Origin of the sequence: Methylomonas sp. MK1, from assembly GCF_000365425.1 — a bacterium.
GTDB lineage: Bacteria > Pseudomonadota > Gammaproteobacteria > Methylococcales > Methylomonadaceae > Methylomonas.
Map to the genome: position 1 here is coordinate 3,480,584 of NZ_AQOV01000001.1, position 13,443 is coordinate 3,494,026.

The window sequence follows — 13,443 nt, forward strand, 5'->3', positions numbered from 1 at the left end:
AGGCTAGTCTTATTTAATAACAAAATTGGATTTTTCGCGTGATCAAAAAAGTAATTTCATGAAAACTGCCACTTACAAGCCCGCTGGAGCAATATATCTTTTTCCCTTTATAGTGTTTTTCTTGTTGGCAGGTCTAAGTATATTGCATACACGTCCAGGGCAGGAAAGCAGCGCCGTGAATCAAGTGGTTGACTCGTTGGCGTATATATCTGCGTTTTTGATTTTGTTGTTTAAGCAGCGCGATTTTTTCTTTTATATAGTCCAGCGCTCAATTCCTTTATTAATGTTATTATTTCTGGCATTGTTATCCATATTATGGACTGATTTCCCTAGGTTTTTATTGATGGGAGTTATTCATAAGGTAGGGGCTGGATTCATAGCTGTATCTGCAGCTAGTTTATTAATACAAAACAAAAATAAGTTTTTTGAGACATTGCTAATTATGTTGTTTTTATACTTTGTTGCGACAATATTATTTTCCTTGATAAGGCCAGATTTGGCGCAAATGCCCGCAACTCTCTATGGCGAGTATAGAGCAGGGTTAAGGGGGTTTACTTTGCATCCCAACACTTTAGGGGCTATCTGCGTTGATGCGGTTTGGGTTTCTATGTGTAGTTTATTTTTGATGAATAATAGAAATAAATTAATATTTTGGACTGCAATTCTGCTTTTGATGAGTGTTGCGTATTGTCTTATTAAGGCTGATAGTATGACATCGATACTTGTGTCGTTTGCGCTAGCTTTTATTATCGTCTGGAGTAAATTTATTAGATCATCATCAGGTAATGTAAGGTTTTTAAAATTATTATTAACAATGTTTTGTGTATTGATGGTTTTGGGGTTACTGTTTATATTAAAGCCAGAAGTGTTTAGTATTGAGTATTTTTTTAAGGCTATTGGAAGAGATTCTACTTTTACTGGGCGGGCTAGTTTATGGGAAACAGCCTTAAAGGGGTTTTACGAAAAACCGTTCTTTGGATGGGGAGAGGATAATCTTCTAACATTTCACAAATATTATCACCAAGCGTTTGGACAACTTCACAATGGATATTTTGACTTACTTGTGAGGGGGGGGGGTGCATCAATTTTCTTTTTTGTGTGGATGTTACTTCAGGTCTTAGGAGGATTGGTTGGGTTAATAAAAGACGATAATCAAAGTTATGCCGTGATCTTGTCTTTTGTCAGTGTTTGGCTTGTTCACAATATTACTGAAGCATCGATTTTTAAAAGCCCCAATGTTCTTTGGCTATTTTTTTTAGTCTTATACTTTTACAGTATAGGATGGAAATATAAATTCAAAAGAGCATAAATAGTTAAAGCGATCTGAGTTTGCAATGTTATTTTAGTGCTTTTTTTTATAAAAATTCAAAGAATGAGTAAATCACGAGTACAAAAAACGATTAAAAATGCAAAGATTAGTTTGCTATTTTATTTCTTGTTGCTCGCATCAACATTTGTAGCGCGAAGCATATTTATTAAGCATCTTGGCACCGACTTTGTTGGGTTGACAAGTGCGATGATGAATATAATGGGTTTTTTAAATCTCGCTGAGATGGGGTTTTCCTCAGTTATAGCATTTGCCTTGTATAAGCCTATTTTTGAAAAAGATAATGATGGTATAAATGACGTTTTGTCTGTTTTTGGGTATATTTATAATAGAATAGGATACGTTATTTTACTATGTGGTTCGATTTCGGTGGTATTCTTGCCGAGATTTTTTAGCGATAGCGGTATCCAATACGAAATAATAGTTACAACTTATGTAACTTATTTGTTAACCACTCTGCTGGGCTATTTCGTAAACTATAAAGAAGTTTTGTTAGCAGCAGATCAAAAAAACTTTGTAAAGGTTAAGCTATTTAATATAGTTAAAATAATAAAAATTGTAGTTCAAATGGTATGTTTGATTTATGTGGATTATGGTGTCTACGGTTGGCTATTTCTAGAGTTTAGCTTCTTGTCATTATATTCAGTTTTTTTAAATATTCAGATTAAAAGGCTGTATCCGTATCTTTGTACAAGTATAAAGACTGGCAAAGCATTAACTGGTCAGTATTCATTTATCTATCAAAAAGCAAGGCAGGCGTTTTTTCATAAGTTCAGCGCTGTAGTGTTGCAGCAGGCTTCCGGGATTCTTGTATATATTTTTTCAAACCTTGCTATGGTGACGATGTATACCAACTATACCCTTATAACATCATCAATTTACACGCTATTGAGTAGTATTTTTGATAGTACTAATGCTGCGGTGGGTAATCTTGTTGCCGAGAAAGACAATAAAAAGACATTAAAAGTTTTCTGGGAATTGCAGGTATCACGATATTGGATTGCTACAGGAATGGTATATGTTACGTACAATATTATAGATTTATTTATATCCGTCTGGCTTGGTAGTGCTTTCATTTTGTCACATGAGATAAAGATAATACTGTTATTAAGTTTATTTGTTTCGTTAACAAGAAAAACAAACGACGAATTTATAAGCGCATGTGGCTTATTTAAAGATGTATGGGCGCCAATTACCGAAGCGTTGATTAATGTAAGTGTGTCTATATTGGCCGGAAAAACGATGGGCATAGTAGGTGTGCCATTGGGTGCCTTTGTTAGTATGTTTTTTATCGTCGGAATTTGGAAGCCTATTTTTTTATATAGAGAATTTATGCCAGAGAAGCTGAGATTTTATTTTTTAAGGATATTTAAATATTTAGTTATATCTTTTATCTCAATTTGCATTGTTGAGCAGATTCCTATATTTGCTTATGATTTTAATAATAAATATTATAATTTTTTGGTGTATTCTGTTCAAAAATCGATTTTGACTTTTCCAATAGTTGGAATTGGTTTTTGGGTGCTAACGCCAGAAATGAAGACTTTTATTAGAAGGTTCTTTGTGTGAATAATAAGTAGTGATGACATCGCAACTGCTTATTTCTGGGTAGGTTTTCTTAAGTTGGTTCTGAAAATAATTTTAATTACTTGAATTGTAATAAACTTCATGTCAAATAATACATTAAACGTTCCTGTATCTGTCGTCATTCCTGCTTATAATGTTGAGAATTATATTTTAGAATCAATATACTCTCTCACTAATCAAAGTGTTAAGCCGAAAGAAATTATAGTGATAAATGATGGTTCGACCGATAATACAGAGAAGGTTGTTTTAGAAGCATTTAAAGGAGACAGCATAGTCAAGGTGTTTTCTCAAGAAAATAAAGGACTGGGCTTGGCGAGGGATTACGGTGTTAGTTTGTGTGCTGGAGATTATATTTTTTGTTGTGATGCGGATGATATCGTACTGCCAGGTCTTTTCGAAGAATTCGGTAATAAACTTATTGAAAATGAAAATATGGATATGTTTTGTTTTAGCGCCGAACTGTTTTATGAGTCTGGCATTAAAGAGGATAAGCTTTGTCATCACAACTCAGACTGGTTAGAAAATGGATTGGCGGCAGCATTCGATCTAATTGATAGAGGAAATTACACAGCGGCTGTTTGGACATATATTCTTAAAAGAAAAATTATTATCGACAACACTTTGCAATTTTCTAAGCGGATACACGAAGATCATGTATTTACTATGAAGGCTTATCTTCTAAGTAAAGTTACCTATAGAACCAAAGAAAAATTTTATTCTATAAGGGTCAGAGCAGGCTCATTGACAAGGTCAAAAATTAATATTGATTTTGTGGCTAATAGATTGGAAGCATTTAATGAAGCTTTGGCTGTGTTGGATTCTGTTAAGGTTTGCGAAGGTTATGAAATTGGGCGTATTAGGGCTAAATATATTAACAGCGCCTTGTTTTCTTTAATTGATATGTGTGTAAGTTCTTTCAATTATTTGCCAAATATTGTTTTAGAGACGATCAAGACATATAGGTATAACCAATCGAATTCTTTGAAGGAAATGCTACTATTAAGAAGTCCTGCGTTATACTTCGTTATCAAGAAGATTTTTTTTACAATTAAGTCAAATATTGATAAGGGTCGCTTTTTTGCCAAGCGAGTAATATTTTTTAGTTAGAAGTGTTGAATGAAAAAATTAATAGTAATTTACAGAACTGTCTTTCTATTGCCATCAGAAGCATTTATTCCAAGTCAATTGTCTGGAATTTATAAATTTGATTTTAATATATGGTTTAGAGACCCATTTGGCGATCTAATGCAGAACATGGCGGATAAATCGTTCTGCGTTGTTGGTAAAAGTAGTCTTATTCGACGCATACTATTTACTATATTTGGTGTTGCACAAATTAAGCAACTCCCCGAATTGATACATGCGCATTTTGGCCCAGACGCTGCAATGATTTTGCCGCTTGCAAAAAGAAAAAAACTTCCTTTGGTAGTTACTTACCACGGGTTTGACGCACAACAGTCCCGCTGCTCACTATTACGTTCTAAAAAATTATCTAATTTACTTTATCTTCTTCGAGAAAAGGCGTTATTTAGCTATTCTTCTCGAATATTGGCGGTATCTGAATATTTAAGGCAATGCCTCATAAAAAGGGGGTGTCCATCTGAAAAACTGATAGTGCATTATATTGGTGTTGATACCGAAAAATTCAATGTTGGTTTTGAACCAAAATTACCAAACCGTATTGTGAATGTATCCCGGCATGTAGAGTGGAAGGGAGTGGACACCATTCTTAGAGCCATGGCGATTCTCATAAAAAAATATCCTGATTTGCAACTAGTACAGATAGGGTCTGGTTCAGAAACAAAAGAATTGTTGCATTTAGCTGAGCAACTAGGCGTTTCGCGGAACATCATTTGGTGCGGAGCGTTACCTCACGAGTCAGTCCTCGCCGAATTGCATAGAGCAACGTTATATGTCCACGCCAGTAGAAAAGACTCTAAGGGACAAACCGAGGCGTTCGGTATTGCCTTAATTGAAGCACAAGCCTGTGGTTTGCCAGTACTTACAACTCGTTCAGGCGGCATTCCTGAGGCGATGGTTGAATATGAGACGGGTTTAATGTATGAAGAAAATGATTTTAATGAGTTGGCGCTACAAGTGGATAAGTTGCTTTCCAGTCCAGAGACTATCGTTTTAATGGCTAACAATGCAAGGAACTTTGTAGTTAATCAATTTGAAGTAAGAAGTTGTTCGGCTAAATTGGAAAAGATTTATGAAGAGGTAATTGACGAATATAGAGTTAAGGAATAGATTTTTATCTGGCGGGAGTTTTTAAGATGAGAGAAAAATACACTGTAAGCGAAAACAGTCCAACAGTTCACGGTTACTCAGAATTCAATTCAGGACTTTCAGCGTTTCTAGATGCAGCCCGTTGGATTTCTGCGTTTTTTGTACTTATAACCCATTTAAATAACAGAATGTTTGTGACGTTACACTTAATACCTTCGAGTGAAAGGACAATTACGAGTTATTTGTGGGGATTTGTCACGGGGTTTGCTCACTGGGGAGTGGTGGTTTTTTTTGTGTTAAGTGGATTTTTAGTTGGAGGTCCAGTTCTTAGGGCGGCCTTGAATAAAAGTAACTTCAATTCAAAGAAATATATTGTAGCCAGAGTAACAAGAATATATTTGGTGCTTATACCCGTATTAATCATAGGAAATGGCCTGGACTATTTAGGTATGGATTTGTTTCCTTCATCTGTCGTTTATAGTGAACATTTGATTAAGCTAATGGGGCAATCTGATCTGCAGTTTAATATGTCTATATTTGGTTCTGTTTTAAATTTGCAAAACTTGTTTTTTGATACGCTAGGTACGAATGGCCCCCTTGAAACTCTTGCGAATGAATTCTGGTATTACATGACATTTCCATTGTTATTGGCTCCAGTCTTTTATAATAAATCCGTGAAAGGATATGGCCTCTTCGCATTAGGTTTTGCACTTCTTATATCAATGTCGCTCGCATCAAAGTGGCACTTTATTGGCTTCATCTTATGGGGCCTTGGTGCGCTTTTTTTTGTAAAGAAGGAAAACGTGTTAATCAAATCCCCTTTAGCCGCTTTTATTTTTTTTCTATTAGTTTTAATTGGTATAAGGTTGGGAGTTAGATCGGAAGTAATTTTTGGGGCATTTGGGTTTTTATTTGAAATAATAGTTGCAATCTTGTTTGCAAATGTTTTGTGTTCGTTGCGATTCCGAGAAGTTAATTGGGTTATTTTAAGATCTAGTTGGCATGCTAAATTAGGCGGGTTTTCATATTCATTGTATGCAGTGCATGTGCCGCTATTGATGTTTATGTGTTCCGTGTTAAAAGATAATTTTGGATACGGATGGCATGATGTGCCAAGGTATGGTTATCAATGGTTAACGGCTTTGATATTTGTAGTAATTTGTATTAGTTTTGCATGGCTGTTGTCTTTGATCACTGAAAAGCATACCTATAAAGTTAGAAAATATATTTATGGGCTAATAGATTAAAATATTTGGATATCTAATGTCATTAATTCTCAATGATATGGAAAATAAGCTTGGAAACTTTCTTTTTTCCAAAAGAGAATATTGTTTTTTTTATAAATGGTCCAATTGTTGAGAGCTTAATAATGAAAATAGTTATATTTCAGCCCGTGCTTAAACAATATCGAGTGCCTTTATTTAATGAATTACAACATTTGTTAAGCCGGCAAGGGCATCAACTCCGAGTTGTATGCGGATCGCCACCGCCTCAGGAACAAAGTAAGGGAGACAATATCCTTATAGGTGAAGGTTGCTGTCTCGTGGAAAATAGTTTGTGGTTGTTCAATGGTAAACTTCACTTTTTGCGTCATTCGCTTTCTCATATTCTTTGGGCTGACTTTGTGATTACTGAGCAAGCCAACAAACACTTTCATAATTATTTGCTAATAATTTTTCATGTTCTTGGATTAAAAAAATTCGGTTATTGGGGGCATGGGCAAAATAGACAAGGTAATCCGGATAGTTGGCGAGAAAGAATGAAAAAATTATTATCAAAGAAGTGCGACTGGTGGTTTGCATATACTGAAGGTGTTGCACGTTATATTGGTGGTTTGGGTTATCCAAAATCACAAATAACAGCATTAAATAATAGTATCGACACTTCTTATTTTCAGCAACTATTGGCAGATGTAACGGCTAATGACATTGAGGAGTTTAAGTTTCGTTTTCAAATAGATGCTAGTGCAAGAATTGGACTGTTTTGTGGTAGCCTCTATGGGGAAAAGCGGCTTGATTTTTTATTGGACGCGGCTGTGTTGATTCACAATAAAAATCCCGGATTTGTATTATTAGTAGTTGGCAGTGGTGATGATAGAAGTCTAGTGGAGAAATATTCTAATCGATATTCGTATATTAAATATTTGGGTCCGTTGTTCAATAAAGAAAAGGCCTTAGCATTTAAATCGGCTGAAATATTTTTATGCCCAGGTTTGGTTGGTTTAGCAATCCTAGATGCTTTTGTCGCCGGGTTGCCTTTGTTTACTTGTAACATACCTTATCATAGTCCCGAGATAGAATACTTGCAGAGCGGATATAACGGACTAATGACCAATGCGGTCCCGGAAGAGTATGCTGGAGAAATCGTTAACACACTCGATGATTTGGAGAAGCTTGTTTTTTTGCGGAACAATGCGATAAGCGGAGCAAAGTTTTTTTCAATTGAGAATATGGCGCAAAACTTTTTTAATGGTATTGAAATGTTCTTTGAAGCTCAGGTAAATTTTAAGCTCGGGGTAGATTGATGAGAGTTATTATTTTAAATTTATACTTTGGCAAGCGACCCGCTTATTTTGACTTATTTATCCATTCTTGTCGTTTAAACAATACGATTGATTTCTTATTTTTTGTCGATTTTGAAGTACCGGCGCATCTGCCAGATAATGTTCGATTCATTAAAACAGATTTCGAAGCGATACGTACACGATTTCAGTCTTTTTTTGATTTTCCTATTGCACTAAACTCCCCTTATAAGCTTACTGATTTTCAGCCAGCTTATGGTGAGTTACTGTCGGAATATCTAAATGGGTATGAATGGTGGGGGCATTGCGATTTTGATATGCTTTTTGGAGACCTGTCCCCTGTCCTCAAAGTCGTGAAAAATGATCAGCATGTTAAGATTTTTCGTAGGGGTCATTTGACTTTATATAAAAATAATTCAAACGTAAATAATACGTATAAAAACGTCCTGGGTGGGCTTAACTACAAAATTATTTTTTCATCTGAAAAATTTTATAATTTCGATGAAACCAACGGCATCGACAAGATATTTGCGTTGATGAGTTATCCCGTATTCCGTGAGGAATTGATTGCGGATATTAACTCAAAGAGCCCTTTTTTATATATGACAGCTCACAATAATCGTTGGGGTCAATATTTTTTTTGGTCAAATGGTAAATTAATTTGTAAAAATGGAGCGATTATAGATAAAGAGTATATATATATCCATTTCCAGAAGCGGAAAATGGCTGAGCTCTATGATTTAAAAGATTTAAATAAGCTACAGTTGATTATTAATCAGTTTGGATTCTTTGGCGTTAGTGATGGACAAAAAAGTCAGGGGTATAAAATTTATAGTTATTTTCCAAATGTTGCCCATTTATTTAGGTTCTTTGTGCCTCGTATTATTAAGGTGTTCAAAAGCTCAGCCTTAAAATAGTCGGTCTTTAGCGTTGGATAAGCGTAGATATGCATTTTTTGCTCCCAACAGTTCTATCGGTGGCGAAAGATGATCCACTTTTGATTTTAGGCGTTGTTACTTTTTGTAATTTTTCATTCTTTAAATTTAACCTATGAAGATCCTGTTTGTCCATAACCGTTACCAACAAGCTGGGGGGGAAGATAATGTTGTAATGGCGGAGGCGAATTTACTGATACAACACGGCCACCATGTAGAGATGTGGATCCTCGATAATAAAGACTTACCTGGAGGGGTTGTAGGCAAAGTAAAAGTCGCTATCAATACAAGTTATTCTGTTTTATCTCGTAATGTTGCAAGGGAAAAGCTCAAAGCTTTTCAACCAGATGTAGTTCATGTCCATAACTTTTTCCCGCAAATTAGCCCATCCATATACGATGCTTGTTTGGATGAAGGGGTTCCTGTTGTTCAGACTTTGCATAATTATCGACTAATTTGCCCTGGCGCAATGTTGATGCGAGAAGGTAAGATTTGCGAACAATGTATTTCGGGTACGCCGTACCAAGCGGCTTTATATGGCTGTTATAGGGGGTCTAGGCTCGGAAGTCTTGTGGTTGCCCATATGGTCGCCAAGCATCGGAATCAGGGCACTTGGTTAAACAAAGTCTCCCGCTTTATTGCACTTACGGACTTTGCAAAAAGTAAATTTGTGTCCGCTGGTTTTCCTAGTGAGAAAGTTTCGGTCAAAGCTAACTTTCTTTCTGATCCCTGGCCTGGGTTGAAGAGTGCTCGGGACATTGATTCAGTTTTTGCGTTGTTTGTAGGGCGTATTAGCCTAGAAAAAGGCATTCATACGTTACTCAAGGCTTGGAATAGAATGGATGATGCGAGGCTGCTTAAAATTGCAGGCACTGGGCCTTTGGATACATTGCTCATAAATAAAAAAAATGTGGAAGCGTTAGGTCGGCAAAACTCAGCAGCTGTTAGTAAGTTAATGGCAGAGGCTAGCTTTCTAGTATTGCCATCAGAATGGTATGAAGGGTTTCCGCTGGTATTGGTGGAAGCATTTGCGCATGGCCTTCCGGTACTGGCCTCTAAATTAGGTAGTATGGCAGATGTAATTCGCGATGGTGAAACTGGAGTATTATTTGAACCTGGTAATGCGGAAGATTTGGCAAATAAAGCTAAATGGTTGTTTGACAATCCTCAAGAACTGCAGAGACTTTCTATAAATGCTAGGAACATGTTTCTGGGTAAATATACTGAGGAACAAAACTATCAGGAATTAATGACTATCTATAGGGATGTTTCTACGCGCATAACGTCCTGAAGTTTTTGGCATTTACTGTAGATAAATATTTGCTATATGTTTTTATCTGCTTATTCGAGAGGAAATCTTATTTGATAGGAGTCTTCTAATTGGTAAATCATACGCTTTCTCAAGCCAAACTGAAAAACTAATTAGGGATAATGTAAGTATAGTGCCTGATATTGGAGTAGTGTCGACTATATGTTCTTTAAAAATTCCTGAGATAATGTGTCCAATTGGGATGTGGATGAGGTAAATTGGATAGCTTGCAGAGCCAAGAATTGATAGTGACGGTTCAATTACTTTGCTTTTACCTTGAGAAGCTAGGATCACTAAGGTAGGAAAAACTGTTGTGACAATAATAATATCAATTATAAAGTCTAATTTATCTGCCGAAGGTGATGATAGTATTATGCATATAATTAGTATAGTAATGTATGGCATAAGTTCTTTATACTTTTTCTGAAGGCTCGGAGTTGTATCTTTACATCTATATAATAGTATGCCAAGGAAAAAGCCAAAAATTGAGCGAAATAGTCCCGCAAGTATTGCCCACGTCTCCCAAGTGAAGCCTATATCAAGGTTCCCATTATAGTTTGCGGATGCAACTACCATTATCTCGGAGATGATGACGGCTAAAAGCAATACCTTGTTACTAAGATATGGTCGTGTTACGGCATACAGTAGGTTGGCTATTAGTTCAAAAAATAAAGACCAATATACAGGATTGATGGGGAATAAGTTTAAATTTCCTGCGACCTGTGTCGGTAGAAATAGCGCGGCCATGAATGTCAAATTACAAATGTCAAAAATAGCGGCCGCGTTGAGTCCGCGGTGAATTACCAGCGGAGCTATTAATGCTAGCGTAGAGAGAATTAATGAAAAAATATAAACTGGATATAGTCGTATCAATCTAATTAACAAAAAATTTTTCAATGAAATGGTTTTGTTTTTCAGTTTTTCTTCATACGCGTATGCAATCACAAAGCCGCTCAAAATAAAGAATAAATCCACGGCAAGGTAGCTTCTAAAGAAGTCATGGCCCCAGAATATTCTTGTATGTCTTGTGATGACAAATAATGCTGCAATGCCTCTGATCCCATCTAAAACAATAAATCTGTTCATAAGTTAACCTTGGCTAAGTCGAAATTGTAAGATTAATAACCACTAGATTTTTTGATAGATCTCGCTTAATTTGCAGTTATTTTATATTTAAATATGAGCGTAAGGCCTGGTTATATATTCTTGAATAAGTTTGTTAGATATGCGACTATCTTATTAAGCCTATATCTGATGGTAAAGGTTTAAATCCAATTTTATTGATAGGAGATTCTGAGCATATATTCGCAATATTTCCAACAAAAGTGACGCAAGGATCGGCGAATATGCTGTTTTGCTCAACACCCTCGGCAATCCATTCTTGCCATGAAGCATTGTCTCTTTTTTTGGATTTATCAAGAATGTTATAGTTTAGGATAACGGAGCCAGTAACGCTCCAAATGAGATTGTGGGCAATTGTGTTGCTATTGGCAGGCAATGTATATCGTAATAACAAGGCGTCTGGTTTGTTAGATATCATGATGTTGCGTTGCAGACTATTGCCCTCAGGCCAGTTTTCGTTAGATACCGGTTGTCCAAGTTTTGGATATTTATTCAGCCAGGTTCGGCTATTAGTTGGTACTTCTAAAAAGCCTTTTTTTAAGGCGATACTAGGTATACGATTATCTACCCAGATAGCATAATTATTTGTGGTAATAATATTGTTTTCTATTATATTGTCCCTTCCTCCTCCAATCTGAACTGCCATAACTCCCGCATTATTAAAAATATTGCCTACTACGCTAAAGCCACTTACTAAGTCGTCTAGATAAACTCCCCGCACGCCATCCGGTTTTATATAGGTTACTTTGTTATTGACGATATCTACGCTTTTAAGGCCATAGCCGGATAAGTCATGTATGCTGTTATAGCGAATAATATTGCCACGATATGTCCAATCCCTCCCCGAATAAATTGCCCCACAGTCTGATGCCTGTTCGCATACATGATGTATTTCATTTTTCTCTACCAAATGGTCATTCCCGAATAAAAGAATTCCGGTGCCGGGGCTTCGTTCTATCAAGTTATGCGTGATATGGGTGCCTACTCCCGAGGCTTCAACTGCTGGGGTGTAGGTCATAACAATTCGGCCAAAATCATTAATATGATTGTTATGAATTAGGTTGTTTGCAGCAGTCAAAGAGTTTCTATTCCCTCCGCTAATTACAATGCCGCCTTCGCCAGTATTATGAATAAAGCTGTTCAAAAATCTGAAATTATCACTATATTTAACTTCAATAGCTTTTCCACCTATATTGATGACTTTTATTTCATTGAATTCTATGTGACTAGTCTTATCTAGGCTTATAGCCACATCCGTACTATATTGAAATGTTAAATTATTAAAGCTAATGAACTTTGAACCCATGAAGGTGAATAGGTTTTGTAAGGAAGAGGCTTCTATTGTTTTGGGCTGATTGCTATCTGGAGCTATAAATAATATTCTGTTGTTGGATTTGTCATAAAACCATTCGCCTGGTGCATCCAGTTCTGATTGTATATTTTGCAGGTAATATCTACGACCACTAGTTAGAGGGTAATTAGTATTGCTTGCGAGGATTATTTTGTTTTCATCTCTAACTATGTTTAATACGGCTATATATTGATCATGCCAATCATTGCCAGCCATTATGTGTACTTGAGCGTTGCTAAGATCGCTTTCTAATGAGGGCATGGGTTCGATGCTAGTGAAACTGGTTCGTTCATCAACGGGGAGTTTTATATGTGCCCAGTCAGAGTTCGGCCAGCGAGCAAGATGCATTGGTTCTTGATTTATAAACAGCTCAAAGCCGGGTACATTACCGCGTTTACGGTAATTTTGGGGATATTTGATCTTATCCAAGGGCAGGTCTAATGTCGGACAAGTCCAAAGTTTATCTTCTATATGGCCACAGTTCTGCAACGAGATACCACCGCTAATAATTACTGGTCCGTTTTCACCTTGCCATCGAACGATTTTTTCAGCGTTACCTGAATCTCTGATATCAAATTCCATAGCTTTATGCAGTTGGTAAGTACCGGATAGGATATGAACCGTTACAGATTCTTTGAAAAGCTTATTCGTTTTCAAATCTCTGATGGCTTTTTGTGCTCGTGCTAGCGTTTGAAATGGGCCGCTTGTTTCTGTTTTTACACCAGATAATCCGTCTGAGCTGTCATTTCCAGATGGGGAGATATAAAAATTATGGGCTATCGCGTTGGTTGAAAAGAAAATTATGGCGAGTAGGGTAAATTTATTTAATGACATAGGGTTTCTCAAACTAATTGCGCATTATTGCAAAGTTAAATTCTATGCTCCACATACCAAATGTATATTTTAGCCTTGTCCAGAGGGGGTTCATTCTATCCCTAGTATATTAACTATTATTGTTTTCGATGCTTTTAGGTGTGACGTAAAAGCTATATCAGTACTTTAAGCCTATCGGTATTTATAATCTCACCTGACTACGTGCAAGCCTCAGCAAAAACTCACTAA

10 protein-coding genes are annotated in these 13,443 nt (G+C 36.3%); 8 read left to right on the top strand and 2 right to left on the bottom strand.

Going from position 1 to position 13,443, the window contains the following annotated elements:
• Positions 1–58 precede the first annotated feature (58 nt).
• The 8 genes from G006_RS0116515 to G006_RS0116550 all read left to right on the top strand — a co-directional run bounded on the left by G006_RS0116515 (position 59) and on the right by G006_RS0116550 (position 9,890).
• On the top strand, positions 59–1,309 hold the full coding sequence (locus G006_RS0116515; RefSeq protein ID WP_020484329.1) for an O-antigen ligase family protein: 1,251 nt from the start codon (positions 59–61) through the stop codon (positions 1,307–1,309).
• Between the two features lie 63 nt (positions 1,310–1,372).
• The gene (locus tag G006_RS0116520) at positions 1,373–2,896 is read left to right on the top strand and encodes a lipopolysaccharide biosynthesis protein (RefSeq protein ID WP_026147111.1); all 1,524 of its coding nucleotides are present in this window, start codon (positions 1,373–1,375) and stop codon (positions 2,894–2,896) included.
• Between the two features lie 99 nt (positions 2,897–2,995).
• Positions 2,996–4,021: a glycosyltransferase family 2 protein gene (locus tag G006_RS0116525; protein WP_020484331.1), complete on the top strand. Its 1,026-nt coding sequence runs from the start codon at positions 2,996–2,998 to the stop codon at positions 4,019–4,021.
• Positions 4,022–4,030: 9 nt separating this feature from the next.
• A complete protein-coding gene (locus tag G006_RS25725; protein ID WP_081607947.1) occupies positions 4,031–5,164 on the top strand; it encodes a glycosyltransferase in 1,134 nt (377 codons plus the stop codon).
• A 26-nt stretch (positions 5,165–5,190) separates the two neighbouring features.
• Complete coding sequence (locus G006_RS27175; protein ID WP_020484333.1) at positions 5,191–6,390, top strand: acyltransferase family protein; 1,200 nt, start codon at positions 5,191–5,193, stop codon at positions 6,388–6,390.
• A gap of 50 nt (positions 6,391–6,440) precedes the next feature.
• A complete protein-coding gene (locus G006_RS0116540) occupies positions 6,441–7,667 on the top strand; it encodes a glycosyltransferase family 4 protein (protein ID WP_160167682.1) in 1,227 nt (408 codons plus the stop codon).
• On the top strand, positions 7,667–8,581 hold the full coding sequence (locus G006_RS0116545) for a DUF6625 family protein (protein WP_020484335.1): 915 nt from the start codon (positions 7,667–7,669) through the stop codon (positions 8,579–8,581). Before G006_RS0116540 ends, G006_RS0116545 begins: the two co-directional genes overlap by 1 nt.
• Before the next feature lie 133 nt (positions 8,582–8,714).
• The gene (locus G006_RS0116550; protein WP_026147112.1) at positions 8,715–9,890 is read left to right on the top strand and encodes a glycosyltransferase; all 1,176 of its coding nucleotides are present in this window, start codon (positions 8,715–8,717) and stop codon (positions 9,888–9,890) included.
• 42 nt (positions 9,891–9,932) lie between these two features.
• On the opposite strand, the gene G006_RS27180 is transcribed toward G006_RS0116550, so the two are convergent.
• Both G006_RS27180 and G006_RS0116560 read right to left on the bottom strand, forming a co-directional pair.
• On the bottom strand, positions 9,933–10,994 hold the full coding sequence (locus tag G006_RS27180) for an acyltransferase family protein (protein ID WP_020484337.1): 1,062 nt from the start codon (positions 10,992–10,994) through the stop codon (positions 9,933–9,935).
• Positions 10,995–11,139: 145 nt separating this feature from the next.
• Positions 11,140–13,215: a right-handed parallel beta-helix repeat-containing protein gene (locus G006_RS0116560; RefSeq protein ID WP_020484338.1), complete on the bottom strand. Its 2,076-nt coding sequence runs from the start codon at positions 13,213–13,215 to the stop codon at positions 11,140–11,142.
• Between the last annotated feature and the right edge of the window lie 228 nt (positions 13,216–13,443).